The organism is Mesorhizobium sp. M0174 (assembly GCF_040322275.1).
GTDB lineage: Bacteria > Pseudomonadota > Alphaproteobacteria > Rhizobiales > Rhizobiaceae > Mesorhizobium.
The window spans coordinates 190,504-215,120 of sequence record NZ_JAMYTB010000006.1 but is presented as its reverse complement, the minus strand read 5'-3'; the positions used below and the strand labels follow the sequence as shown (position 1 = coordinate 215,120).

At 62.1% G+C, this 24,617-nt stretch carries 22 protein-coding genes; 10 read left to right on the top strand and 12 right to left on the bottom strand.

Translation table 11 applies throughout. The annotated features are described in order from the left end of the window. Positions 1 to 4 precede the first annotated feature (4 nt). The 7 genes from NKJ13_RS15155 to NKJ13_RS15130 form a co-directional block, all read right to left on the bottom strand. The gene (locus NKJ13_RS15155; protein ID WP_352736511.1) at positions 5 to 1,186 is read right to left on the bottom strand and encodes a glycosyltransferase family 9 protein; all 1,182 of its coding nucleotides are present in this window, start codon (positions 1,184 to 1,186) and stop codon (positions 5 to 7) included. A gap of 6 nt (positions 1,187 to 1,192) precedes the next feature. Beyond that, positions 1,193 to 2,905: an ABC transporter ATP-binding protein gene (locus NKJ13_RS15150; RefSeq protein ID WP_352777869.1), complete on the bottom strand. Its 1,713-nt coding sequence runs from the start codon at positions 2,903 to 2,905 to the stop codon at positions 1,193 to 1,195. Positions 2,906 to 3,216: 311 nt separating this feature from the next. Next, positions 3,217 to 3,759, bottom strand: coding sequence for a class I SAM-dependent methyltransferase (locus NKJ13_RS15145; protein WP_352736515.1), 543 nt, complete (start codon positions 3,757 to 3,759; stop codon positions 3,217 to 3,219). 329 nt (positions 3,760 to 4,088) lie between these two features. Next, on the bottom strand, positions 4,089 to 4,526 hold the full coding sequence (locus NKJ13_RS31595; protein ID WP_352736517.1) for a DUF6894 family protein: 438 nt from the start codon (positions 4,524 to 4,526) through the stop codon (positions 4,089 to 4,091). 23 nt (positions 4,527 to 4,549) lie between these two features. Continuing rightward, entirely contained in the window at positions 4,550 to 4,774 is a 225-nt protein-coding gene (locus tag NKJ13_RS15140; RefSeq protein ID WP_352777868.1) for a hypothetical protein, read from the bottom strand. Positions 4,775 to 5,021: 247 nt separating this feature from the next. Beyond that, positions 5,022 to 5,183, bottom strand: a complete 162-nt coding sequence (locus NKJ13_RS15135) for a hypothetical protein (protein ID WP_352777867.1) — start codon at positions 5,181 to 5,183, stop codon at positions 5,022 to 5,024. Positions 5,184 to 5,780: 597 nt separating this feature from the next. Continuing rightward, positions 5,781 to 6,083 (bottom strand): DUF982 domain-containing protein, encoded by a 303-nt coding sequence (locus NKJ13_RS15130; RefSeq protein WP_254817285.1) that lies wholly within the window; start codon positions 6,081 to 6,083, stop codon positions 5,781 to 5,783. A 254-nt stretch (positions 6,084 to 6,337) separates the two neighbouring features. Here NKJ13_RS15130 and NKJ13_RS15125 point away from each other — a divergent pair, with 254 nt between their 5' ends. The 5 genes from NKJ13_RS15125 (at position 6,338) to NKJ13_RS15105 (ending at position 13,990) form a co-directional block, all read left to right on the top strand. Beyond that, positions 6,338 to 7,399 (top strand): glycosyltransferase family 4 protein, encoded by a 1,062-nt coding sequence (locus NKJ13_RS15125; protein WP_352736522.1) that lies wholly within the window; start codon positions 6,338 to 6,340, stop codon positions 7,397 to 7,399. A gap of 48 nt (positions 7,400 to 7,447) precedes the next feature. Further along, positions 7,448 to 9,610, top strand: a complete 2,163-nt coding sequence (locus NKJ13_RS15120; RefSeq protein WP_352736523.1) for an amylo-alpha-1,6-glucosidase — start codon at positions 7,448 to 7,450, stop codon at positions 9,608 to 9,610. 175 nt (positions 9,611 to 9,785) lie between these two features. Continuing rightward, positions 9,786 to 11,567, top strand: coding sequence for an alpha,alpha-trehalose-phosphate synthase (UDP-forming) (locus tag NKJ13_RS15115; protein WP_254817288.1), 1,782 nt, complete (start codon positions 9,786 to 9,788; stop codon positions 11,565 to 11,567). Next, the gene (otsB, locus tag NKJ13_RS15110) at positions 11,564 to 12,406 is read left to right on the top strand and encodes a trehalose-phosphatase (RefSeq protein WP_352736526.1); all 843 of its coding nucleotides are present in this window, start codon (positions 11,564 to 11,566) and stop codon (positions 12,404 to 12,406) included. Before NKJ13_RS15115 ends, otsB begins: the two co-directional genes overlap by 4 nt. Before the next feature lie 126 nt (positions 12,407 to 12,532). Continuing rightward, positions 12,533 to 13,990 (top strand): NCS1 family nucleobase:cation symporter-1, encoded by a 1,458-nt coding sequence (locus NKJ13_RS15105; RefSeq protein ID WP_352736527.1) that lies wholly within the window; start codon positions 12,533 to 12,535, stop codon positions 13,988 to 13,990. Between the two features lie 29 nt (positions 13,991 to 14,019). Here NKJ13_RS15105 and NKJ13_RS15100 read toward each other — a convergent pair whose 3' ends face one another. From NKJ13_RS15100 to tpiA, 5 genes are all read right to left on the bottom strand, one after another. Further along, the gene (locus tag NKJ13_RS15100) at positions 14,020 to 14,559 is read right to left on the bottom strand and encodes a DUF1697 domain-containing protein (protein WP_352736528.1); all 540 of its coding nucleotides are present in this window, start codon (positions 14,557 to 14,559) and stop codon (positions 14,020 to 14,022) included. An 11-nt stretch (positions 14,560 to 14,570) separates the two neighbouring features. Then, positions 14,571 to 16,199, bottom strand: coding sequence for a CTP synthase (gene pyrG / locus NKJ13_RS15095; protein ID WP_254817292.1), 1,629 nt, complete (start codon positions 16,197 to 16,199; stop codon positions 14,571 to 14,573). A 147-nt stretch (positions 16,200 to 16,346) separates the two neighbouring features. Further along, a complete protein-coding gene (locus tag NKJ13_RS15090) occupies positions 16,347 to 17,468 on the bottom strand; it encodes a L,D-transpeptidase (RefSeq protein WP_352777866.1) in 1,122 nt (373 codons plus the stop codon). Positions 17,469 to 17,667: 199 nt separating this feature from the next. Next, complete coding sequence (secG, locus tag NKJ13_RS15085) at positions 17,668 to 18,120, bottom strand: preprotein translocase subunit SecG (RefSeq protein WP_254817294.1); 453 nt, start codon at positions 18,118 to 18,120, stop codon at positions 17,668 to 17,670. A gap of 162 nt (positions 18,121 to 18,282) precedes the next feature. Next, entirely contained in the window at positions 18,283 to 19,050 is a 768-nt protein-coding gene (tpiA, locus tag NKJ13_RS15080) for a triose-phosphate isomerase (RefSeq protein ID WP_352507308.1), read from the bottom strand. A 141-nt stretch (positions 19,051 to 19,191) separates the two neighbouring features. On the opposite strand from tpiA, the gene NKJ13_RS15075 reads away from it, so the two are divergent. The 5 genes from NKJ13_RS15075 to NKJ13_RS15055 are packed head-to-tail and all read left to right on the top strand — an operon-like array spanning position 19,192 to position 24,616. Continuing rightward, complete coding sequence (locus NKJ13_RS15075) at positions 19,192 to 21,084, top strand: peptidyl-prolyl cis-trans isomerase (protein ID WP_352507309.1); 1,893 nt, start codon at positions 19,192 to 19,194, stop codon at positions 21,082 to 21,084. Then, on the top strand, positions 21,081 to 22,091 hold the full coding sequence (trpD, locus tag NKJ13_RS15070; protein WP_352736532.1) for an anthranilate phosphoribosyltransferase: 1,011 nt from the start codon (positions 21,081 to 21,083) through the stop codon (positions 22,089 to 22,091). The genes NKJ13_RS15075 and trpD overlap by 4 nt, the downstream gene beginning before the upstream one ends. 4 nt (positions 22,092 to 22,095) lie before the next feature. After that, positions 22,096 to 22,908, top strand: coding sequence for an indole-3-glycerol phosphate synthase TrpC (gene trpC / locus NKJ13_RS15065; RefSeq protein ID WP_352736534.1), 813 nt, complete (start codon positions 22,096 to 22,098; stop codon positions 22,906 to 22,908). Positions 22,909 to 22,910: 2 nt separating this feature from the next. Then, positions 22,911 to 23,411 carry a cyclic pyranopterin monophosphate synthase MoaC gene (gene moaC, locus NKJ13_RS15060; protein ID WP_352688336.1) on the top strand — a complete coding sequence of 167 codons (501 nt, stop codon included), beginning with the start codon at positions 22,911 to 22,913 and terminating at the stop codon, positions 23,409 to 23,411. After that, on the top strand, positions 23,411 to 24,616 hold the full coding sequence (locus NKJ13_RS15055) for a molybdopterin molybdotransferase MoeA (protein ID WP_352736536.1): 1,206 nt from the start codon (positions 23,411 to 23,413) through the stop codon (positions 24,614 to 24,616). Before moaC ends, NKJ13_RS15055 begins: the two co-directional genes overlap by 1 nt. Position 24,617 lies beyond the last annotated feature (1 nt).

The window sequence follows — 24,617 nt, the reverse complement described above, 5'->3', positions numbered from 1 at the left end:
TGTTCTATCGTCCTCGGGGAGCGTCGGAAAGCGCCGTCAGGATCGATGAGAGCCGCCGGCCGGCCTCGTCGAGCACCAGCGACCAAGTGCGCCCCTCCTTGCGAATGACAATGCCCTTCGGATACCAGGGTGTCCGGTCGCCGGTCACCGGCCATGCCGTCTGAAAATTATCGTCGATGAGGAAAACAGTCGGCACGCCAAGGGCTCCGGCAAGATGGGCCGCCGTATTGCTGATCGTCACGACAGCATCGAGTGCGGCGACCTGTGCCGCGAAACCGTCCATGTCGACCATCTGGTCGACGCCGTCGTCAAAGATCAGACGCGCGTCATTGCCGCTGCGAAGGCGCCGCAACGCCGGCTTGATCTGTCCGTACTGGAGCGAAACGAAGGTCGCTTGTGTCTGGGCGATGAACCGTGCCCATTCAGGAAAATCAGGCACGTCCTTGGTGTGGGATTTGCTGCCCCAGGAGAGGCCGACCAGCGGCAGATCCGTCATCGCCCGATAGCGCTTGCGGAATGTCTCGACGTGTTCAGGATCTGCCCGCAGCGGCACGAAGTCGGCAGCAAGCTTTTCGGCATCGCGTCCGAACACCCAGGCGAGATCTTCGAAAGTCGCACGTTTGTTGGCGACCACATCCCGCTGCGCCGGGACCACGGTCGCCTTCGGGAACGTTCGCTGCAGAATTGGTACCAGGCGCGGCTCGACCCGGATTGTTGCGCTTTGCGCATAGGCAGCGGCAGCGCCGGCCAGTCGCGCGTGGCGGATAACCCGGCCAAGGCTGCGCGGGTCATCCTCCACAAGGTCGATCAGCAGTGTATCCGATCCGAGATTCTCGCCGGTCCACTCGTTCGCGCTTTTCCCTTTCCGCAGCCGGCGAGCGGAAAGCCGAAGCTCAGCTGCCCGCGCAAAGTTGCCAAGCCGTTCGAATGCCTGGCCCGCCTTCTGCATCAGCTCCGGGTCGCGATTATGATCGGCCGCGACAGCTATCTCATTGGTACCGGCTTCAAGGCCTTTCCAGTCCCTGCGAACGATCAGGGCCTCAACCTTGGCTTGCAGCTCAAGAATGGACCGCGGCTGCTTGGGGCCGGAAAACAACCTGCGCACCGCCTTTTTGTACCGGCGCACCTGAAGGCCCAGTCCACCAATCACATACCGAACATAGGAACCGTGATAAAAGCTGGTCATCGGCCCTCAGCGCAATATGCTCTGCCGCAGCTTTTTGCCGCTTTCGACCATCGGATCGGGCGCCTCCAGGTGGAATATCGAACGATATATCTCGCTGTGCTTGGCAAGCTGGTCATGCGTTCCAGCATCGACAAGCTGTCCGGCGTCAAACACGAGAATACGATCGGCCGCCTTAATTGTAGACAGCCTGTGCGCAATGCAGATCACTGTGCGCTGAAATGTGTTGTCGAAGGCTGCCTCCATGACTGCCCGTTCGTTTTCACCGTCAAGCGCCGATGTCGCTTCATCATAGACGATTACCGCAGCATTCTTGAGCAGGGCGCGTGCGATGGCGACGCGCTGTTTCTGCCCGCCCGACAGATTAGTGCCGCTCGGCCCGACAAGCGTGTCGAGCCCGTTTTCGAGCGCCGAAGCAAAGCTGGTGACCCGGGCGAGGTTCGCAGCGGACTCGATTTCCTGATCCGTGGCGCTCGGGCGGCCGTCGCGAATGTTGTCGCGGATCGAGCCTTCGAACAGGAAGACGTCCTGTGACACCAGTGCGATATTGTCGCGAACGTCGGCCAGGCTGATCTTCGAAATGTCCTTTCCGTCGATCAGGATCCTGCCCTTGTCCGGCTCCATCAGGCGCAGGATCAGATTGACGATGGTGGTCTTGCCGGCGCCGGAGCGGCCGACGATCGCCAGCTTCTCACGAGGTCGCACGTCGAAGGAAACACCCTCGAGCGCGGGGCTGTTGCCGTCATAGGAAAAGGCCACATCTTCAAAGCGGATACCACCATCGACGTCGGCCAGGCGCTCGCCCGCGATTGCACGTCGCCGCTGCTCGGGCGTGTCGATCAAATCATACATCTGTTCGACGGCGACCATTTGCTTCTGGATGTCGACATTGACCCGGGCCAACCGCTTGGCAGGCTCATAGGCAAGCAGGAACGCGGTAATAAAGGCCATGAATTCGCCGGGCGTCTTGCCGTTGCCGAGGGTCTGCCAGCTGGCGTACATAACGAAAAGCCCGATGATCACGCCGCCGCCGGTCTCCATCAATGGGCTCATCAATGCTGACGTCCGGTTGATCTGGATGCCACGTCTTTCCATCTTGCGGACGGCCTTTGCAAAGCTGGCAACCGCCTTGTCCTCGAGCTGGAAGGATTTGATGGTGCGGATGCCTTCGACGGCTTCCGTGCCGATCGACTGGACCTGTGCGGCCAATTCCGTCTCGCCCCTCGCCAGCGCCTTGAGCTTCCTGGTTATCGCGCCGACTGATAGGAACAGCATCGGCAGAACCGCCACGGATATCAGCGACATCACCGGGTCCTGCTTGACCATGACGCTGGCCAACGCAATCAGTGTCAGCAGATCAGAGACGGCGCTGCTCGTGAGGGTGAGAATAACGGTCGCCCCGGCGCGCGCGTTGAACATGATTTTGGAGATAAATTTTGCCGGATGCTGGTTCGCGAAACGGCTGATGTCGAAATACACCATTCGGGAAAATTGACGGTTTTGAAGGTCTGAAACGATAGCCCGGCGAATCTTCCCCGTGGTGATGGTCTGGCAGTAGGCAGCTATGCCCTTGACCAGGAAAATGCCGATGATGACGACGCTGATACCCGATACAGCGGCAGCGTCTCGCTCGACATAGATGGTGTTGATCATGACTTTCATGATCCAGGCCGCTGCCCCGGTCGCCGCAGCAGCAGCGATCGAGCACAGCAAACCTGTCACATACAGCATCTTGTGCGGCGGCAGATTTTCGCCAATCAGACGCTTGATCAGCGGATATGCTGGGGCAGTTGATACTCGTTTCTTTGCAATCATCTCGTCGCCGCCCGTTGCGATCCCGTCCGGTCTTCGTGTTGTCTTGAAGCGCGAAACGGTTTCGATCACCTGTCTGTGGCTTCGTTCCCGACCGCAGTCAATGCCGAACCGGATCCTTGCACGTCATCGGCTTGCGACCGTCGGTTCCTCGCGTACGAGCATAGCGGACCCAGCCACGCGGCTCTTGCGCCATTCGCCGTCGGCGGCGCTATGCCCGGTCAGTGTTTCCCGAGGACCATGAGATGGCTTCCAAGAGGCGAGGTGTGATTGCTTTTGATTGAAAAGCCCACATCCGAAAGCACCGCGATCATCTCTCTATCCTTGCCAGGAGGAACGCGGGCAACGATCGTTTGAGCACGCCTGGCGATATCGCACAGCACGCGTCGCGCCTTATCCGCGCCGAGGCTCCACTGCATGTGATGGTAGACCGCCAGCAGCATGACGATGTCATACTGCCGTTGGAGAACATTTTGCAGCTTCCGGCTGCCAAGATCGAGACAATCGAACCGGCTTTGAACCGGACAACCCAGGAAGATCATCCTGGCCGTCTCGATATGCGGCTTGAGAATGTCGATCCCATGGATCGAAGTCGGTCCTAGCTTGGATATCTCATAGGCGACAACACCCATGTTGCAGCCAACATCGAGAATGGACTTCCCGGCGTAGTCGACCTCTGCTGAGAATAGGCCGTCCAGTCGGTCGTCCCACGTTCCCTTGAATCTCTTTTGCTTATTTGACCACCACAAATCATTGTTCTCCAAAAGCGGCGCCGGACTGGTTTCCTTGACGGAGGACGACTGTGCGCTGGGCCTTGGCCCCGGACCAGTTGCTGGCGCGCAAACGACACTGTCCAGAACGTCCTGTAAACGTAACCGCGGGAGAAAGGAACTCCTGATCACAGCATCCTGCGAAGACGTTTCGGGAAGCTGACGAACACCAGCTCGACAGATCGACACATCGGTTGGAAACCGCAATGTCGCTTGGTGCCCCCTACCCGGGCCTGCCCTCGAGTTCCTGAAACGTACGCCCTTTCGGCAAGGCAAGCCATGTTTGTTCTTGCTTTGTGCCGGCAGCTATGCTACTAATTTGCCTACGGTGCTGATTTGCACCAACGACCGTCTTGCCGCGAGATGCGGTTTTTCAGCCAGGCTCGATCAAAGCTCGCCCGCATTCCCGGGCTTTTTGGCCAACAAGGTCGAGCGCCGGCCTTTTCGGCAGCTTCCGAGAAGGGAAATCGGAAAAGCAGCTTCCGGTTCTCGTCGCAGATTTCGAAGGAAAGGCCTGTCAGAACTGGGCCGCCGCTGAGCAGACCCTCGGCCAGGATTTCCTTGGCCGAAGCCATGGCGTTGTCCTGGGCGGCAGATAGGCCATTCAGCTCCCCCTCGAAATTTTCCGTCAAACGGCCGTCATTGTTTCGGAAATGAAAAAAATATCTCGCATGCCGCTCCGGCTGGTTGGTTATGTCGTCGCGAGCGGTCTCAGAAACAGCGTTGGATTCGTACAGGACAGCACTGTACGATTTTGACATCGGGATTCATGGCATTCAGGCCTTCATGCGTCAGGTCGATCGAACAGCACCCCCAGCCCATGTTCGAACGCACATGCCGCAATCATGTCGTCCAGGGCTTTTCCGGAGACCGGGCAATTCGGCATGACAGCCGTGATCGCCATCTCAGCCGCTGCGGTGGAAACCTCATCGTGGCGCCTCTTCCTGGTCTCGATATATTGCTCGATCAGAATTGTCAGGCGCCGCGCTGCAATCTCGTCGACGACCATCGTTCTCCCTCGATTCGGCACAATGTCCGTCTTCCGGGTGAAGGGTCCGCTGCCATTGGGTAGCAGCGGACCACTCGGCTGGGTGACCCAATAGCCCGAGGCGGGGGTCTCGGGCCGTCACACAATAGCTTCGAGAGGCCACTCGTTCCAGAACGCTGCCGTTGGTAATATTCGTACACTGAACATTGCCGCAGGCAGTCCGCGACTGTGCGATTTTTCGGCTAAGCTGCCGTCGCCGGATACCGGATCAGCTCCGGCTTTGATAGCTGTAGATGCCTGCGCCGATAGCGACCGCTCCTACGGTGATCAGAATCGATGGCACCCCCATCAACGTCGCGACGATCCCCCAGATGATGGCGACGGCGATTGCGCAGGCAGTTCCCAGGACCAGTCTAAGCCGTTTCGACATTATCGATTCCCCCAAAAGTGCATCTCTGGCCTTTTCCGGTCGAAATACAGCAATGCGGCACCATTGTCTGCGCTTCGTCCAACTTTCTATGCCGCCCCTGAGCCCGACCGCTGAGGCGTAAGCGATCCGTTTGCCGCCCTGTTGCAAACACCCACTCGACAGCGAGGAAGCTTTGGGCGCGAGCCCGAGAAGCGAGGCGTCAGAAAGCGAGGTGTCTATGCAAAATTTCGGAATTTACTCCGGTTCTCGATCATGGCGGTGGCGGCCACGACAACCGCAACCAGCGGAACAGGCGGTACCAGCGGCGGTGGCCACTCTACTTGACCCATGCCGGCGACCTGGCGGCCGCCAACGGCAATCAATCCTCATAACAACGGGAGTAGTAGCTTGACGCTCCAACCGAAATCGGCGACCGCGCCCCTCACCGGCCTCGCAGGATTGCTTGGTCTTGCGCTGGCTGTCGCGATGCTCGTCGACAGAAGCTGGCCTGTGCATTTGCAGGCCATGAACGCGTCTGTTCGCAAAAGCGCATCGGTCGCCGATCGAGCGCTCCGGCTGAATGCCACCCGTGCTCTGACGATCAGCGGCAGTTGGCGCCTATCGCCTCAACGCGTGATCGCGATGCCGATCCTCGCCGCTCATCGGCAACGGCCGATCGCCCTCGAGCAGGCGGGTGATCCGGGCAAAGCCGGTAAAAGCCTTTCGCGCTTCCTCGGCCGACATCCGGCCGGCCATGGCCGCAGCGCAGCAATTCACGGCGCACTGGTAAACGGGCCCGCGCCGCCCGGCCGGCCATTTTCGCAAGAATGCCATTGCTTCGGCAACGCTGTCGATCTCCTCCACGGGCTGTCCCTGTCCGCGCAAAATCCGCACGGGTGAAAAGAATTGCAAGCGGTCCATCATTTCCTCCCCGTCGACCGGATGCGTGCGATCGAACCCCACTAAACTCGCGAACCGGGCTTTGGTTCCCGGCAAAGAGGGCTTGGCTTGGAAAATGTTGGCGGACCAGACGAGCAGCGGTGGAAACGCCCCGCAGCCCCTATCGGATGACATCTTGCCCCAATTGGATGACATCTTGCTATGGTACGGGAACGTTAGCGCGGCTGATGCATTTCGATGCCACGAGCAGTCTTTTTTGAGGGAAATGCCAAAACATGAGAATAGCCCATGTGGCGCCGCTCCATGAATCCGTGCCACCCCGGTTCTATGGAGGGACGGAGCGCATCGTCTCCTATCTGACCGAAGGATTGGTCGAGCTTGGCCATGACGTGACCCTGTTCGCCAGCGGCGATACAAAGACATCGGCAAAATTGGTGGCGTGTCGCGAGCGCGCGCTCCGTCTCGATCCGCGCCCGCACAAATCCGAAACCGCGGCGCATCTCGCGATGCTCGCCGAGGTGAGGAACCGGGCGCAACAGTTCGACATCATCCATTTCCATCTCAGCCACTTCCTGCATTTTCCTTTCTTCGAACACATGCCTGACCGGACGGTGACGACACCGCATGGCAGGCTCGACTATGTCGACCTGGCCCCGGCCTACGAACGTTTTCCGCGCTTTCCGATGATCTCGATTTCGCGCAGCCAGAGAACCGGGCTACTCATGGCCAATTGGCTGGCGACCATCCATCACGGGCTGCCGATCAATATCTACGAGCCGACTTTCGAGACGGATGCGGACGAGCCGTATCTGGCCTTTCTGGGCCGGCTGTCGCGCGACAAGCGGCCGGACCGTGCCATTGAGATCGCCTTGCGCTCCGGGCTGAAACTGAAGGTTGCGGCAAAGATCGGCGACGACGACCGCGCTTTTTTCCACAGCACGGTCGAGCCGCTGATCGACGGCGACCGTGTCGGCTACATCGGCGAGATCGAAGAGGACAGAAAAGCGGAATTCCTCGGCAAGGCGGCCGGCCTGCTGTTTCCGATCGATTGGCCGGAGCCGTTCGGTCTTGCCGCGATAGAGGCTATGGCCTGCGGCACGCCGGTGATCGCCTGGAAATGCGGTGCCCTGCCGGAGATCATCGACCACGGCGTGACCGGTTTCCTTGTCGATTCAGTCGAAGCTGCTGTCGCCTCGATACCGGAATTGCTGCGCCTCGACAGGCGACAGGTGAGAGCCGTATTCGAAAACCGTTTTTCTGCCACGAGGATGGCCCACGACTATGTGACTGCCTATGCGCACCTGATCGGCACTCCCGGTGAAGCGAGAGCGTCCTGATCGGCGTCATTGTGGACATTGGAAACGAAACGACAGAGCTTGTGACGTATGAATCAACTCGACGAGCGTAAGCTTGATCCCGCCGTAGCCCTTGCCTCGCTCGACGAGGTTGCGCCCCGGGAGCCGCACCGACTGTTCGCCCTCAAGCAAGGCGACTGCTTCGCGGTGGCCGACGCTTATGGCGACATCCGCGGCGCCGGCGACGGCTTTTTCCGAGACGACACGCGTGTGCTTTCGGAATTCCGGCTGACGATCGGTGGCCGGCAAATGTCGCTGCTGGGCGCATCGCTCAGCCAGGACAATGTGCTTTTCACCTCTAACCTGACCAATCTGCCGATCCAGAGTGTCGGTGGCCGCGACATTCCGCAGGGGGCGATCCACATAGAACGCGTCAGGCTGCTTTGGCAGGACCGGCTGTTCGAGCGCATCACCCTTTCGAACTACAGCCAGGAATCGTCGGCCATTCGGGTTTCCTTGCATTTCGCAGCAGATTTCCGCGACATGTTCGAGGTGCGCGGTTCGACCCGGCTCAAGCGCGGAATAGCCCACGCCGCCGAGACCAGTCCGACATCCGTGGTGCTTCGATATGACGGGCTGGACCAGCTCGTACGCCTGTCGGCGATCTCGTTCTCGCAGGCGCCGGACAATTTGACCGCCAGCCGTGCGGATTTCCTGGTTGCGGTGACGAAGCGCAGTAGCGAGGTCCTCTATATCGAGGTCGGCCCGGAGGTGGCGGAGACACCCGACCGTGACCGTTTTCGGGCTGCCGCCGCCCGCGCTCGCTTCGGCATGCGCGCCAAACGCCGCCACGGCGCGACGGTGCACAGCTCCGGCCGCGTCTTCAACGACTGGATCGAACGCGCGCGCGCAGACGTGGCGTTGCTGACCACCGAGCTTGCAACCGGACCTTACCCCTATGCCGGCATACCCTGGTTCTCGACGGCGTTTGGCCGTGACGGGGTGATTTCCGCACTGCAGATGCTGTGGTTGAATCCTGGGCTGGCGCGCGGCGTACTTGCCTTTCTCGCCCAGCATCAGGCAACCGAAACGTCGCCGTTCAGCGATTCGCAGCCGGGCAAGATCATGCACGAGACCCGCAAGGGCGAGATGGCGGCGCTGCGGGAGCTCCCGTTCGGCCGCTACTACGGCGGTGTCGATACCACGCCGCTCTACATTCATCTCGCTTGCGCCTATGCGGATCGTACCGGCGACATGGCGTTCGTCGACAGCCTGTGGCCATCGCTTTGTGCAGCGGCCGAATGGACGGAAGACACAAGCCGCGCGACCGGCTTCGTTACCTACCAGCGCGGCGCCGAGACCGGCCTCGCCAACCAGGGCTGGAAGGACAGTTTCGATTCCGTCTTCCATGCCGATGGCCGCATGCCCAAGGGGCCGATCGCCCTGGTCGAGGTGCAAGGTTACGTCTTTGCCGCGTTCCGTGGGCTGGCAGCGCTCGCCCGCCGCCGCGGCGAGGACGACAAGGCCGATCATTGGGAGGAACGCGCCGAAACCATGCGCGTCGCGGTGGAACGCCATTTCTGGATGGACGATCTCAATTTCTATGCACTGGCGATCGATGGTGCAGGCGAGCTCTGCAAGGTACGGACGTCGAATGCCGGCCATCTTCTCTATGTCGGGCTGCCCGAGCCGGAACGGGCGCAGATGGTCGCCGATCAGCTGCTCTCCGCGTCGTTCCACTCTGGTTGGGGAGTGAGGACGCTGGCCGACGATGCGATATTCTTCAATCCGATGTCCTACCACAATGGCTCGATCTGGCCGCACGACACCGCCATGTGCGGTGCCGGCCTGGCACGTTACGGCGTGCGCGACAGCGTGGTCCGGCTGATGAGCGGCACGTTCGAATCGGCTGTCCATTTCAACATGCGGCTGCCGGAACTGTTCTGCGGCTTTACCCGGTCGCCGGGCGAAGCGCCGATCGCCTATCCCGTCGCGTGCCTGCCGCAGGCCTGGTCGGCGGGATCGGCCTTCATGCTGATGCAGGCCTGCCTTGGCCTCGAAATCGACGGCTGGAAGAGCGAAATCCGGGTCACCCGCCCAAGGCTGCCGATCGGCATCGACACGCTGACATTGCGGCATCTGGGTGTCGGCTCGACGGTGGTCGACCTCACATTCCAGCGTGTCGGCGACCGGGTCGTCGCCTTTCTCGCCGATCGGTATGAGGGGATGGTGCCGCTCATCGTGCGCACTTGATGCCGCCGCGCTGCGACGCATCGAAATGATGCCCGGCATTGCAATCGTCCGGAACCGATAGCCTCTTTGTGCGTTGCAAAATGGGCAGCGGGGAATGCTGTCGTCGTCACACGGCAGCGAACCAGAAAAACAAATAGAAACGGCTATCGGCCGGCCGGAGGCGAGATCACATTCGATGTCAGATTATACTGTAAACCTGCTCTGGGTTTTGCTGATTGCAAGTTTTGGCTTTTCCGCTTTTGCCATTCTCCTATCGATATCCCGCCAGCGCCGCGGCCGCGCAACGGCGGCCGCATACACGCCGAGCGAGGATGTCGCGTCGGAAGCGGCACGCAAGGTGCTGCGCGAGTTCGAAAAGAACGGCCAATCGGCCGATGCGGCACTCGTCACGTGGTCGCCCGACACCTTGCGCAAGATCCTGGCCGATGACCTGCCGGACGCACAGGTCATCGTCGTGTCCAACCGCGAACCCTACATCCACAACATCAAGGATGACGGCGTGCAACTTTTAGTGCCGGCCAGCGGGCTGGTTTCGGCACTCGAGCCCATCACCCGCGCCTGTGCCGGCACCTGGATCGCCTATGGCGGCGGCACGGCAGACCGCCTCACAGTCGACAAGGACGACCGGGTGCAGGTGCCGCCAGGCAATCCGTCCTACACGCTGCGCAGGGTCTGGCTGACGGAGGAGGAATATCAAGGCTATTATCTGGGTTTCGCCAATGAGGGGCTATGGCCGCTTTGCCATATCGCCTTCACCCGCCCCGTGTTTCGCGCCTCGGACTGGGACGCATACGAGGCCGTCAACCGCAAATTCGCCGATACGGTGGTTGCCGAAGCCCGCAACGAACGGCCGATCGTGCTAGTGCAGGACTACCATTTTGCGCTGCTGCCGCGCATGATTCGCCAGCGCCTGCCGGACGCGATAGTCATCACCTTCTGGCATATCCCCTGGCCCAATTCGGAAGTGTTCAGCATCTGTCCGTGGCGTGAGCGGATCCTGGAGGGACTGCTCGGCAGTTCGATCATCGGCTTTCATACCCAATTCCATGCCAACAACTTCACCGAAAGTGTCGACCGCTTTCTGGAGAGCCGGATCGAACGGGCAGACGCGGCAATCTCCTATGGTGGGCAGACCACATTGGTCCACGCCTATCCCATTTCCATAGAATGGCCGGCCCAATTGCTGGCAAAACTGCCGTCTGTCGAGGAGTGCCGCGCCCGTGTCCGCGACAGATTCGGCCTGTCAGCGGATACCAAACTGTGCATCGGAGTCGAGCGCCTCGACTACACGAAAGGCATTCTCGATCGCTTCCATGCCTTGGACGAATTGTTCACGAAATATCCCGAATGGATAGGCAAGGTGGTTTTCCTGCAGATCGCGGCGCCGAGCCGGGGGACATTGCCCGCCTACCAGCAACTCCACGACGAATGCCGCCGCTATGCCGACGAGCTCAACCGACGCTATGGCAGCGAGACATACAGTCCTATCCTGATGGTCGCCGAACATCATCGGCAGGAGCAGGTCTACGAGGTCTATCGCGCCGCCGACATCTGCATGGTCACCAGCCTGCATGACGGCATGAACCTTGTCGCCAAGGAATTCGTCGCAGCGCGCGACGACGAACAGGGCGTGCTTTTGCTCAGCACCTTCGCCGGTGCGTCGCGCGAACTGCTGGAAGCACTGATCGTTAACCCCTACGATGCGGCCATGATGAGCGAGGCGCTGTTGCAGGCGCTGACGATGACGCCGGAAGAGCAGCGCGAACGTTTGCGGCCGATGCGTGAGATGGTCCGCGACAACAATGTCTACCGCTGGGCCGGCAGCATGCTGCTGGACGCCGCACGCCTGCGCAAACGCGGCGATCTCGACAGGGTGACCGGAACCGGCGAGCGCCCGCCATCGAACACCAACAACGTCATCTCGATGTTCGAGCGGGCACGGAAGGCAGCATCGTGAAAAGCTTTGAACAACCGCCAGCGTTGAGCCTGTCGGAAGGGCAATGGGCGCTCTTCCTCGACATCGACGGAACCTTGCTGGAACACGCTGCCCATCCCGACGCGGTGTTTGTTGGCGAGGAATTGCGCAATCTGCTTGGACGCATCGAGCGGCGGCTGGATGGTGCGGTCGCCTTCATCACCGGCCGATCGATTCCCGCCGTGGACAAGCTGTTCCATCCGCTGAAGCTGCGGATCGCCGGACTGTATGGGCTGGAGCACCGGCTGACGCCGACCGGTCCGATCGATGCCGCCGACGCGCCGGCCGACATCGCCGCCCTTGCCGACGAGATCGAGGCCGAACTGGGCAGCGGCAAGGTCTATGTCGAGCGCAAGGGGCCGGTCCTTGCCGTTCATACAAGAGCAGCACCGCAACTGCTTGCGCCCGCAATCCAGCTCGTCGAACAGGCATTGGCCCGGCTTCCGAAGGGTTATCGGGTGCTTCCGGGAAACGCCGGCGTAGAGCTCATGCCCCTGGAAGCCGTCAAAGGTGCAGCCATCCGGCGTTTTGTGGACATTCCGCCCTTTGTCGGCCGGCGGCCGATATTCCTCGGAGACGATACATCGGACGAACACGGTTTCGAGGCGATCAATGAAATTGGCGGCATCTCCATCCGCGTGAAGCCGAACGGGCCGACGGCCGCAAACTATGCCCTCGACGACGTGACCGGCGCAATAGCCTGGCTCAAGGCCAGTTTCGAGACGTCGGCGGTCTCCGGTGCTCTACCGGCCGACAAGCAGGCAGAGACCGAATCAAGGGCGAAGATCAACATCGCAGCCACGGCATCGTCCGGCCGATAAGCGCGGTTCTCATTGAATGTCTTTAAGGCCAAGCCGGCAAATCGTCTGCTTGCCGGTTCCCCTGCGTCAGGCTTAACCTGCTGCCATGCGTGGAGGCGCGTGCCATAACAAGGGGAGGACATAGCAATGACCATACAAGGTGCATCACCGGACCTGTACAATGACGATCTCGCCCCGGCAAAGGTTCGAAACTGGGGACCGTTCTCGATCTTCAACGTCTGGACGTCGGATGTCCACAGCCTGTGGGGCTACTATCTGGCGGCCAGTCTGTTCCTGTTTTGCGGCGGCTTCGTCAACTTCATCATCGCCATCGGTATCGGTTCGCTGATCATCTATGCATTGATGAACATGGTCGGCTATGCCGGCGTGAAGACCGGGGTGCCCTACCCTGTCCTGGCGCGTGCCTCCTTCGGCATCTGGGGCGCCAACGTACCGGCGCTGGTGCGCGCCGTAGTCGCCTGCTTTTGGTACGGCGCGCAGACGGCGGCTGCCTCAGGCGCGATCGTAGCTCTGCTGATCCGCTCGCAATGGTTCGCCGACTTCAACCAGAGCACACATTTCCTCGGCCACTCCGGGCTCGAGGTGATCTGCTTCGCCGTCATCTGGGCGCTGCAGCTCCTGATCATCCAGAAGGGCATGGAAACGGTGCGCCGCTTCCAGGATTGGGCCGGACCGGCGGTGTGGGTGATGATGTTGATCCTGGCCGTCTATCTTTGCATCAAGGCAGGCACCTTCGCCTTCACCAGCGACATCCCGATGGATGTGCTGCTGGAAAAGACGAAGGACGCGGGCGTGCCGGGCACGCCGGGCTCCTGGACCTCGCTGTTTGCGGTGGCGGCTATCTGGGTGACCTATTTCTCTGCGCTCTATCTCAACTTCTGCGATTTCGCCCGCTATGCGCCGGACAAGGCATCGCTGCGCAAGGGAAACATCTGGGGCCTGCCGGTCAATCTCATCCTGTTCTCGCTTGTCGCCGGCGTCACCACGATCGCCGCCTTCGACGTTTATGGCGAAGTGCTGCTGCATCCCGACCAGATCTCGGCGAAGTTCGACAGCTGGTTCCTGGCGGCGCTCGCAGCGCTGACTTTTGCGGTGGCGACGCTCGGCATCAATGTGGTGGCGAACTTCGTGTCGCCGGCCTTCGACTTCTCCAACGTCTTTCCACGCCAGATCGACTTCAAGAAGGGCGGTTACATCGCGGCGTTGATAGCACTTGTGCTTTATCCTTTCGCGCCCTGGGAAGGCAGTGCTGCCTCCTTCGTCAACATCATTGGCGCGACGATGGGGCCGATCTTCGGCGTGATGATGGTCGACTATTACCTGATCCGGAAGGGCGAGGTCGACGTCGAGGCGCTCTACAGGGAGAATGGCGAATTCCGCTTCCAGGGCGGCTGGCATGTCAATGCCTTCATCGCCGCCGGCATCGGCGCGGTCTTCTCCTCGATCCTGCCCAACTTCACCAGTCTGCTGCCGTCATGGTGGGGCGTCTATGGCTGGTTCTTCGGCGTGGCAATTGCCGGCGTCATCTATTACGTGCTGCGCACGATGGCACTCGGTGCCGGAGCCAGGATAGCCAAGGCTTGAGCGATTCGGGGCGGCGCAAGCCGCCCCGTTCATTCTGCGACCATCTCGGCCAGGCGGCGTACGGTGTTCCAGTTGCGCGAGGTGCCGATGCCCAGGCGTTTCTGACTGACCGCTGCAAGCAGCCGCGAACTCGGCGTCTCGCGCGAAAAGACGATCCAGATGTCGCCGCCGACAATCCGCAGCTTCTCGCCCTCGCCGGCATAGGCCTCAAGCGCCGCGGCGGCCTCGTCGCGAACGGGCGCCCGCATCACGCGCACCGCCACCTGGTCCGCGGCCTCAGCCGATTCGGCTGGGAACGGATTGCCGGCCGCCAGCCTCAGCCAGCCGTCGGCGCGGCGCACGACGATGTCGACGTGGCGGCCGAAAGTCTTTGCAAACGCCGCCTCCAGCCGCTGCTCCAACGCCGCAAGTTCTGTTTCTTGCGCCTCGAAAACAAGATTGCCGGTCGCCACCAGCGTGCGCGGGTTATTCAGGCCCAGGTCTTCGGCCATCGCCTTCAGATCGGACATGGCGACCCGCCGCCCCTCGCCCAGAACAACGCTGTAGAGCAGCGCGACGTAAGTTTGCATGGGCGGCTAGTCTAGACCAGACGCGACTGCTCTACCGCCGCCTCGATGAAGCTGGCAAACAGCGGGTGTGGATCGAGCGGCCGGCTTTTCAGCTCGGGATGGTACTGCACGCCGATGAACCAGGGGTGGTCTGGATATTCGACCGTTTCCGGCAGCACGCCGTCCGGCGACATGCCGGCAAACACCAGGCCGCAATTCTCGAGCCGCTCCTTGTAGTCGACATTGACCTCGTAGCGGTGACGATGGCGTTCGGAAATCTGGGTATCGCCATAGATCTCAGCGATCTTCGATCCCTTGGCGAGGTCGGCCTGGTAGGCACCGAGCCGCATGGTCCCGCCAAGGTCGCCGGTTTCCCTGCGCTTTTCCAGCATGTTGCCCTTCAGCCATTCGGTCATCAAGCCGACGACCGGCTCCTCGGTCGGGCCGAACTCGGTCGATGATGCGTGCTCGACGCCGGCCAGCGAACGCGCCGCCTCGATGCAGGCCATCTGCATGCCGAAGCAGATGCCGAAATACGGCACCTTGCGCTCGCGCGCGAACTTCGCCGCCAGGATCTTACCCTCCGAGCCGCGCTCGCCAAAACCGCCGGGGACGAGAATGCCATGGACCTTCTCCAGCCACGGCGCCGGGTCTTCCTTCTCGAATATCTCGCTTTCGATCCAGTCGAGCTTGACCTTCACCCGGTTGGCGAGGCCGCCATGCGACAGCGCCTCGATCAGCGATTTGTAGGCGTCCTTGAGGCCTGTATATTTGCCGACGACGGCAATGGTCACTTCGCCTTCCGGATTGTGGATGCGGTTGGACACCGCTTGCCAGCGTTCCATGCGCGGCTTCGGCGCCGGATCGATGCCGAAGGCGGCCAGCACTTCCGAGTCGAGCCCTTCATTGTGATAGGCCATCGGCACGTCGTAGATGTGCGGGACGTCGAGCGCCTGGATGACGGCGCTTTCGCGGACATTGCAGAACAGCGACAGCTTTCTGCGCTCTTCCTTGGGGATCGGCCGGTCGGCGCGGACCAGCAGTATGTCGGGTGCAATGCCGATGCCGCGCAACTCCTTGACCGAATGCTGCGTCGGCTTGGTCTTCAGTTCGCCTGCCGTCGGAATGTAAGGCATTAAGGTCAGGTGGACGTAGACGGCGTTGTTGCGCGGCAGGTCGTTGCCGAGCTGGCGGATCGCCTCCAGGAACGGCATCGCTTCGATGTCGCCGACGGTGCCGCCGATCTCGCACAGCACGAAATCGTAATCGTCATTGCCGTTGAGGACGAAGTTCTTGATCTCGTCGGTGACGTGCGGAATGACCTGCACGGTGGCGCCGAGATAGTCGCCGCGCCGCTCGCGCTCGATGATGTTCTTATAGATGCGGCCGGTGGTGATGTTGTCTTGCTGGTTGGCCGAGCGGCCGGTGAAGCGCTCATAATGGCCAAGATCGAGATCGGTCTCGGCCCCGTCATCGGTCACAAAGACTTCGCCGTGCTGATAGGGCGACATCGTGCCGGGATCGACATTGAGATAAGGATCGAGCTTTTTGATGCGTGCGCGATAGCCCCGCGCCTGCAAGAGAGCCCCAAGGGCCGCCGCAGCAATGCCTTTTCCAAGTGAGGAAACCACGCCGCCTGTGATGAATACATATCGCGCCATGGGAGTCATCGCTTAACGCGGCCGAATTGATTCCGCCAGAGAAAAAACCGCCGCGAAGGCTTTTTCCCAAGAAGGCGCTCTGGTCGTTGGCGTATCAAAACAAAAGGGCCGGCGAGGCCGGCCCTTTTGGCACGATCTGTCAAAGCGTCAGATGATGACGACTTTGGTGCCTACTTTCACCCGGCGGTAAAGGTCCATGACGTGCTCGTTGATCATGCGGAAGCAGCCATTGGAGGCGCTGGTTCCGATCGACTGCGGCGCGATGGTGCCGTGAATGCGCAGGTGGGTATCCTTCTTGCCGTCGTAAAGATAGATGGCGCGCGCACCGAGCGGATTGTCGCCGCCGCCGGGCATACCGTCCTTGTATTGGCCATAGTGCTTGGGTTCGCGCTTTTGCATATCCAGCGTCGGAATCCAGCGCGGCCATTCCTGCTTGTCGCCGACGGCAACCGTACCCTTGAACTGCAGGCCTTCCCGGCCGACCGCGATGGCATAACGGCGGGCGGTTGACGATGATTCGACGAGGTAGAGACGGCGAGCGCTGGTATCGATGACGATGGTGCCCGGGTTGTAGCCAGTGAATTCGACCTCCTGCGGCACGAATTCCGGCTTGACCTTGAACTGCCGCTTGGCCTGCTTCCTTTCGAGTGCGGCGTCGAGCGCGCGTGTTTCCGGAAGCAGCGACATTGACGACGAAGTTGTGCCGCCGAACAGTCCCGCGAACAGCCCGACGCTCTGCGGCTTCTGCCCCACCGGTTCGCTGCGCAACTCGCCATTGTTGCCGGTCAGGGCAACGTTCATGGCCTCGGCCGGGATCGGCTCGGCCGACTGGATCTGCGCAATGGGTGCAATCGGTTCGATGATGTTGAGGGTCTTCTTCTTGGCTGGCGTAGCGTCAGCCACCTTCGCCGCCGCGAGCGGCTGGCTCTTCTTGGCAAGGAATGCCTGCCGTTCCGCATCGGCTTTGGCTTTCGCCGCCTCCCGCATCGCCAGCTTCCTGGCTTCGAGTGCTTTGGCGCGAGCGGCTTCCTTGTCGGCTGCGATCTTGGCTTCGATCTTGCGGATCTGCGCAAGGTCGTCCGGCGTCGGATCTTTCTTCTTCTTGAGAAGCTTCAATTGCGCCGCATCGCTTTTGGCAGCGACGTTGACGACGTCGGTTGTTGCTGCGGCTTTATGGGCCGAGTTTGCCGTCGGCATGGCCGCGTAAGCGGGCGCACCTAGGCTGAGCACGGCACAAAGGCCGGCAAAAATGAAGCTGCGAAGCTGCATGGGGAAGATCCGATCGTTCAATGCTTGTTGCCCACGGCATCGCCCGGCGCCCCCCAAGGACGCCGAGAATGCCGCGTGCAACCTATAATCGATTAGCCGGAAGCGCCTCAAGCGCGCGGTGCGGTCGAATCTTCGTGATCGTGCGGCATTTGCCGCGACTGTGTTCAAACGACAACAGATCGCGGCATAAGATGCCCGATTACTGGTTGGGGACCTGCGGCGTGGCCGGCGCGGTGGCGCCGTTTGTCGCTGGCGGCGTCGCCGGAGCGGTTGCCGGCGGCGTCGTTGCCGCGCCATTGCCGGACGGCGGGGTCGGCGCCGTGGTGCCCGAAGGCGGCGTCGGCGTCGTGGTTCCGGGCAATTGGTTGAGTACGCCCTTGCCTGCCCCGTCCGAGGTCGCCGGCACGCGATCGAGAATGTCGATCGGCTTCTCGCCATAGCGCGCTACGATCGACAGTGTCAGCGAAGTGACGAAGAAAGCTGCGGCCAGGATCGCCGTCGCCCGCGTCAGCGCATTGGCGGCGCCACGCGCGGTCATGAAGCCCGATCCGCCGCCGATGCCGAGGCCGCCGCCTTCGGAGCGCTGCAGCAGCACCACGCCGACAAGCGCGAGCACGACCATGAGGTGGACGACGATCAGTACGGTTTCCATAATTTATCCTGGCAAGGCCTGGTGCGGCCGCTGATTTGGAGGCGGCTCAATACAATGCTTTGACGGCATTTCCAAGCCCGTGGCCGGAATATGGGAAGCAATGCGTCCTTTGCAACGATTTCGGCGCCGGCCGTCCGCTCAAATGCAGCAAGCAGCCTTGTATCAAGCGATGTTTCGATAGGCTTCCGCGATGCCGAGGAAGTCCGCCGCCTTTAGGCTGGCGCCGCCGACCAGCGCGCCATCGACATTCCTGACGCCTAGCAACTCGACGGCGTTGGACGGCTTGACCGAGCCGCCGTAGAGAATGCGCATCTTGGCCGCCGTATTGCCGAGCTTCCGGGCCAGTTCTTCGCGGATATGCGCATGTGCCTCGGCGACGTCGGCGGCGGTCGGGGTCAAGCCGGTGCCGATCGCCCATACCGGCTCATAGGCAATGACGGTGTTGGAAGCCGTGGCGTTTGGCGGGACCGAGCCAGCGACCTGGCGCGACAGCACGTCGAGCGTGGCTCCTGCTTCGCGTTCGGCTCTTGTCTCACCAATGCAGATGATGGCCACCAGCCCGGCACGCCATGCGGCGGAGGCCTTGGCCTGCACTAAGGCATCGTCCTCCTTGCGATCGGCGCGGCATTCGGAATGGCCGACAATGACATGGCTGGCTCCTGCATCCTTCAGCATCTCGGCCGAAATGCAGCCGGTATAGGCGCCGCTTTCCTCGGTGTGGCAATCCTCTCCGCCGGCCCGCACCGGTGTGCGCGACAGAATCTCGGCGGCGTGCGCAAGTAAGGTCGCCGGCACGCAGAGCACCGCTTCGGTCTCGGCGTCGAGCCCGCTCATGAAGCCGTTGCCGATCATCCTGAGCTCGTTGAGCGAGGCGCTGGTACCGTTCATTTTCCAGTTGCCGGCGACGAGCGGGCGGATTCCAGGCGTCATGGGATTGTTTCTCCGGGCAATTTCCAGCTGGCCCTCACTATCAAAATCAGGCCACAAAGCAATCGACAGTGAGCAGGAAGGGCGCTATTGCGCTTGTTTCAGACTCGGCGCATGCGAAATGCGCAAAAATCGGAAGTACTCATGCTTGGTATGTTGAGAAGTGCGGCGGGGACCTGGGTCGCGAAACTGCTGCTGTCATTGTTGGTGTTGAGCTTCGCCGTCTGGGGTATCTCGGGACGGCTGATGGGCGGTCTTGCCGGCCATGACGCCGTGATCACGGCCGGAGTCACCAAGGTCTCTATCAACGAATACCGCCTCGCCTACGATCGCCAGCTCAGCGTCATGTCGCAGCAATTCGGCCAGCGCATCAGCCGTGAGCAGGCGACGGCGCTCGGCATCGACAACCAGGTGCTGGCGCAACTCGTATCGGGTGCCGTCCTCGACGAGCAGGCCCGCAAGCTCGGCCTCGGCCTGTCCAAGGACCGGCTCGCCGAACTGACGCGTGAAGACCCGGCGTTCAAAGGGCCTGCCGGAACCTTCGACAGGAGAACGTTCGAGTACCTGCTTCGGCAGATCGGCATGCGGCCGGAAGACTATTTGAAGAACCGCGCCCAGGTCGCGGTCCGCCAGCAGATCGTCGAGGCGGTTTCGGACGGCCTCAAGGCCCCTGATACATTCTTCAAGGCGGTCGCGCTCTATCGCGGCGAAGATCGCACCATCGACTACCTGACCTTGCCGAAATCGCTTGTCGAGCCGATAGAAGCGCCGTCCGACAGCGTGCTTTCGGCCTATTTCGAGGACAACAAGAAAACCTACGCCGCGCCCGAATACCGCAAGTTCTCCTATGTCAGGCTCGAGCCGGAAGACATCATGGATTTGAGCGCGGTGACCGACCAACAGGTCAGCGACGACTACAACAAGAACAAGGCGCGCTACACCACGCCGGAGATGCGCACCATCGAGCAGCTTGTATTCAAGACGCCTGATGCCGCAAAGGCGGCGCTCGATTCGCTCAGGACCGGCGCGACTTTCGACAAGATCGTCGCCGCCGAGGGCAAGACCCCGGCCGACACGCTGCTCGGCACGCTGGCCAAGGACAAGATCGCCGACAAGGCGGTCGCCGACGCCGTCTTCAAGCTCAACGTCAATGAGGTCAGCCCGGTCGTACAAGGCGCATTTGGTCCCGTTCTGCTGCGCGTCACCGAGATCAAGCCGGAAGTGGTGAAGCCGCTGGCCGAAGTATCCGAGCAGATACGCAAGGACCTGGCACTGGGCGAGGCAAGCCGCATCTTGCTGGACGTGCACGACAATTACGAGGATACGCGCGCCTCGGGCAGTTCGCTCGCCGAGGCAGCCGCCAAATTGAAGCTGAAGGTCGTCACCATCGACGCCATCGACCGCACCGGCCAACGGCCGGATGGAAGCATCGTCAAAGACCTGCCGGAATCGCCGGCGCTCATCAAGGCGGTGTTCGAATCCGAACCCGGAACCGACAATGAAGGTCTCACCACCGCCGATAACGGCTTCGTCTTCTACGACGTGAGCGCGATCACGCCGGCCCGTGACCGCACATTGGACGAAGTCCGCCAGAAGGTCGTGGCCGACTGGACCGCGGCGGAGACCACCAAACGGCTCACCGCAAAAGCGCAAGAGCTCGAGAAGCGTCTCAAGGCCGGCGCGACGCTCGAGGTGATCGCCGGTGAGCTCAAGCTCGAAAAACAGACCAAGCGCGGCGTCAAGCGCGATGCTGACGACGTCGATTTCGGCAAGGAAGGGGCCGCCGCGATGTTCGGCGTCGGCGAAGGCGGCACCGGGCTGATCCCCTCGCCCACCGGCGACGGACAGATCTTGTTCAAGGTTGCCGAGGTATTCGAGCCCGCCGGGGCCGACGCCAGCTCAGTACCCCAGGACGCACAGAAATCCTTCACATCCGGCATGTCCGACGACCTGCTCGACCAGTTGGTAGCGCAGTTGCAGACGCAATATGACGTCCGCATCGATCAGACGGCCGTAACCCAAGCCCTGGCCAGATGAGCGCACTGAAGATCCACATCGCCAAGGTCGCCGCCGGCAGCGCTCTTTCTTTCGAGGAGGCGCGCGAGGCCTTCGACATTATCATGTCGGGCGATGCTACTCCGGGCCAGATAGGCGGCTTCCTGATGGCATTGCGCGTGCGCGGCGAGACCGTCAGCGAGATCGCCGGCGCCGTCGCCACCATGCGCGCCAAGATGCTGCGCGTCGAAGCCCCCGAGGGCGCCATCGACATTGTCGGCACCGGCGGCGACAATTCGCACAGCGTCAACATTTCGACCGCATCCGCCTTCGTCATCGCCGGCAGCGGCGTGCCCGTCGCCAAGCACGGCAATCGCGGACTGTCCTCGCTGACCGGCGCCGCCGATGTGCTGATCGCATTGGGCGTCAAGATCGACATCCCTCCGGAGACGATCGGCCGCTGCATTCACGAGGCCGGCGTTGGCTTCATGTTCGCGCCGGCGCATCACCCGGCGATGAAGCATGTCGGCCCGACCCGGGTCGAGCTCGGCACCCGCACCATCTTCAATCTGCTGGGCCCGCTTTCCAATCCGGCCAGTGTCAGACGGCAGATGGTCGGCGTGTTCCTGCCCGAATGGATCATGCCGGTGGCAGAAACGTTGAAGGAGCTTGGCGCCGACCACGCCTGGGTCGTCCATGGCGACGGCTATGACGAGATCACCACCACCGGCGAAACGCAGGTCGCCGAATTGGCCGGCGGCGAGATACGCAGCTTGGTGCTGACCCCGGAAGCAGTCGGGCTGACGCGTCACACCAAGGACGAGTTGCGCGGCGGCGACGCCGCCCACAACGCCCAGGCACTGCGCGACATGCTGGGCGGCGCCGCTGGCGCCTTTCGCGATACGGTGCTGATGAATGCCGGCGCCGGGCTGGTGGTAGCCGGCAAGGCGACGACGCTTGCCGACGGCATGGTAACGGCGGCGCAGGCCATCGACAGCGGCCGCGCGCTGAAAGTGCTCGACAGGCTGGTCGAGATTTCGAACGGTTAAAACCATGTCCGACATCCTGCGCAAGATCGAGGCTTACAAGCGCGACGAGATCGCGGCGGCCAAGGCACGCGTGCCATTGGCCGAGATCAAGGCACGGGCGACGGATGCCGACGCGCCGCGCGGATTTCTTTCCGCCCTTGAAGCAACGCGCAAATCCGGCGGGTTTGCGCTGATTGCCGAAATCAAGAAAGCTAGCCCATCCAAAGGCCTGATCCGCGCCGATTTCGATCCGCCGGCGCTGGCCAGGGCCTATGCGAAAGCCGGTGCCGCCTGCCTTTCGGTGCTGACCGACACACCCTCTTTCCAAGGCGCGCCCGAATTCCTCACCGCTGCGCGCGCTGCCGTCGAGTTGCCTACCTTACGCAAGGATTTCCTGTTCGACCCCTATCAGGTCTACGAGGCCAGGGCATGGGGCGCCGATGCCATCCTGATCATTATGGCCAGCGTCGACGACGCGTTGGCAAGAGAACTCGAAGCGACAGCTTTCGGGCTCGGCATGGACGCGCTGGTCGAAGTGCATGATGAGGCGGAAATGGAACGTGCGCTGCGGCTGTCGTCGCGGCTGATCGGCATCAACAACCGCAATCTCCGGACCTTCGAAACCAGCCTCGAGACCTCGGAACGGCTGGTAGCGATGGTGCCGGGCGGCCGCCTTCTAGTCAGTGAGAGCGGAATCTTTTCGCATGACGATTGCCGCCGGCTGGAGCGGAGCGGCATCGCTACTTTCCTGGTCGGCGAGAGCCTGATGCGTCAACAGGACGTGGCCGCGGCAACGCGCCTGCTGTTGACGGGCAAGACGCCGGCAGAGGCGATCTGAGGATGGCGGCCGCCCTCACCCATCTTGGCGCGCAGGGCGAAGCCAACATGGTCGATGTCGGCGGCAAGGCTGAGACGGTGCGCACGGCAGTCGCGGAAGGTTTTGTCGCGATGCGGCCCGAGACATTGGGCATGATCCTCGCCGGCGATGCCAAGAAAGGCGATGTGCTGGGCACCGCCCGCATTGCCGGCATCATGGCGGCCAAGAAGACGCATGAACTGATCCCGCTTTGCCATCCGCTGCTGCTGACCAGGATATCTGTCGATATCGAGCCGGACGCCGCACTGCCCGGCCTGAAGGTGACGGCTTTGACCCGCGTCACTGGCAAGACCGGCGTTGAAATGGAGGCCTTGAGTGCCGTCTCGGTCGCTTGCCTGACCATCTACGACATGGCCAAGGCGATCGACCGCGCCATGGTCATCTCCGGCATCAGGCTGGTTGAAAAGACCGGCGGTAAATCCGGCGACTACAAGATCACCGGGGCCACCGAGGCAGGCCGCTAATGGCGCTGGTCCCAGTTGCCGAGGCGCTCGAGCGCCTGCTGGACGGAGCAGTTGCACTGCCGGGCGAACGTGTCGCGCTGCTGGATGCCGCCGACCGCGTGCTGGCGGAGCCGGTTGTGGCGCTCCGCACCCAGCCGCCGTTCAACGCCTCCGCCATGGACGGCTATGCCGTGCGGGCGGCTGACATCGCGTCCCTACCCGCAAGGCTTTCGGTGATCGGCATAGCGCCGGCCGGACGCGGCTTTGCCGGAACGGTGCAGCAGCGGCAGGCCGTGCGCATCTTTACCGGCGCGCCGCTTCCCGAAGGCACCGACACTATCGTCATCCAGGAGAACGTCCGCGACCTCGGCGGCGGCAGCGTCGAAGTGACAGAGCCGACGGTGCAGGGGCGCAACATCCGCCGCCTTGGGCTCGATTTCGCCAAGGGCGATGTCCTGCTGCCCAAAGGCCGCCTGCTCGATTCGGCCGCCTTGTCGCTGGCGGCATCGGCCAATCACCCCGAGGTCGGCGTGGTCAAACGGCCGCTGGTCGCCATCATCGCCACCGGCGACGAATTGCTGCCGCCGGGCAGCGAGCTTGGCCCCGACCAGATCATCTCCTCTAACGCCTATGGTGTCGCTGCCGCCGCACAGTCGGTCGGTGCGCGGGCGCTCGACCTCGGTATCGCGCCGGACCGCAGGGAGGCGATCGCGGCATTGGTTGAAAAGGCCGTGAAGGCTGGCGCGAACGTCATCGTCACGCTGGGCGGTGCCTCGGTCGGCGACCACGACTTCGTCCATGACGTGCTGACCGGGCAAGGCATGACCCTCGATTTCTGGAAGATCGCCATGCGACCGGGCAAGCCGCTGATGTTCGGGCGGCTGGGCGACATTCGCTGCATCGGCCTGCCCGGCAACCCCGTGGCGAGCCTGGTCTGCGCTCAGCTCTTCCTGAAGCCGCTGCTGGCGCGGCTCGGCGGCCGCGCCTTTCAGCGGGATATCCGTCGGGCACGGCTCGGTGCTGCCATGCCGGCCAACGATCTCAGGCAAGATTATGTGCGGGCTGTTGTCACAGACGACGCCGGTGCGCTCGTGGCGACGCCGTTCGGCATCCAGGACTCCTCGATGCTGAAAATGCTGGCCGATGCCAACGGGCTGATCGTCCGCGCGCCGTTCGCGCCTGCTGCGGCGGCGGGCTCCCCCTGCGACGTGCTGATGCTACGCTGAA

What these genes read in the sequence shown, in the direction of transcription:
- NKJ13_RS15155 (WP_352736511.1), bottom strand. Translation starts at nt 1,186, where the DNA reads ATGACCAGCTTTTATCACGGTTCCTATGTTCGGTATGTGATTGGTGGA.
- NKJ13_RS31595 (WP_352736517.1), bottom strand. Translation starts at nt 4,526, where the DNA reads ATGTCAAAATCGTACAGTGCTGTCCTGTACGAATCCAACGCTGTTTCT.
- NKJ13_RS15140 (WP_352777868.1), bottom strand. Translation starts at nt 4,774, where the DNA reads ATGGTCGTCGACGAGATTGCAGCGCGGCGCCTGACAATTCTGATCGAG.
- NKJ13_RS15135 (WP_352777867.1), bottom strand. Translation starts at nt 5,183, where the DNA reads ATGTCGAAACGGCTTAGACTGGTCCTGGGAACTGCCTGCGCAATCGCC.
- NKJ13_RS15130 (WP_254817285.1), bottom strand. Translation starts at nt 6,083, where the DNA reads ATGGACCGCTTGCAATTCTTTTCACCCGTGCGGATTTTGCGCGGACAG.
- NKJ13_RS15125 (WP_352736522.1), top strand. Translation starts at nt 6,338, where the DNA reads ATGAGAATAGCCCATGTGGCGCCGCTCCATGAATCCGTGCCACCCCGG.
- NKJ13_RS15120 (WP_352736523.1), top strand. Translation starts at nt 7,448, where the DNA reads ATGAATCAACTCGACGAGCGTAAGCTTGATCCCGCCGTAGCCCTTGCC.
- NKJ13_RS15115 (WP_254817288.1), top strand. Translation starts at nt 9,786, where the DNA reads ATGTCAGATTATACTGTAAACCTGCTCTGGGTTTTGCTGATTGCAAGT.
- NKJ13_RS15105 (WP_352736527.1), top strand. Translation starts at nt 12,533, where the DNA reads ATGACCATACAAGGTGCATCACCGGACCTGTACAATGACGATCTCGCC.
- NKJ13_RS15100 (WP_352736528.1), bottom strand. Translation starts at nt 14,559, where the DNA reads ATGCAAACTTACGTCGCGCTGCTCTACAGCGTTGTTCTGGGCGAGGGG.
- pyrG (WP_254817292.1), bottom strand. Translation starts at nt 16,199, where the DNA reads ATGGCGCGATATGTATTCATCACAGGCGGCGTGGTTTCCTCACTTGGA.
- NKJ13_RS15090 (WP_352777866.1), bottom strand. Translation starts at nt 17,468, where the DNA reads ATGCAGCTTCGCAGCTTCATTTTTGCCGGCCTTTGTGCCGTGCTCAGC.
- secG (WP_254817294.1), bottom strand. Translation starts at nt 18,120, where the DNA reads ATGGAAACCGTACTGATCGTCGTCCACCTCATGGTCGTGCTCGCGCTT.
- tpiA (WP_352507308.1), bottom strand. Translation starts at nt 19,050, where the DNA reads ATGACGCCTGGAATCCGCCCGCTCGTCGCCGGCAACTGGAAAATGAAC.
- NKJ13_RS15075 (WP_352507309.1), top strand. Translation starts at nt 19,192, where the DNA reads ATGCTTGGTATGTTGAGAAGTGCGGCGGGGACCTGGGTCGCGAAACTG.
- trpD (WP_352736532.1), top strand. Translation starts at nt 21,081, where the DNA reads ATGAGCGCACTGAAGATCCACATCGCCAAGGTCGCCGCCGGCAGCGCT.
- trpC (WP_352736534.1), top strand. Translation starts at nt 22,096, where the DNA reads ATGTCCGACATCCTGCGCAAGATCGAGGCTTACAAGCGCGACGAGATC.
- moaC (WP_352688336.1), top strand. Translation starts at nt 22,911, where the DNA reads ATGGCGGCCGCCCTCACCCATCTTGGCGCGCAGGGCGAAGCCAACATG.
- NKJ13_RS15055 (WP_352736536.1), top strand. Translation starts at nt 23,411, where the DNA reads ATGGCGCTGGTCCCAGTTGCCGAGGCGCTCGAGCGCCTGCTGGACGGA.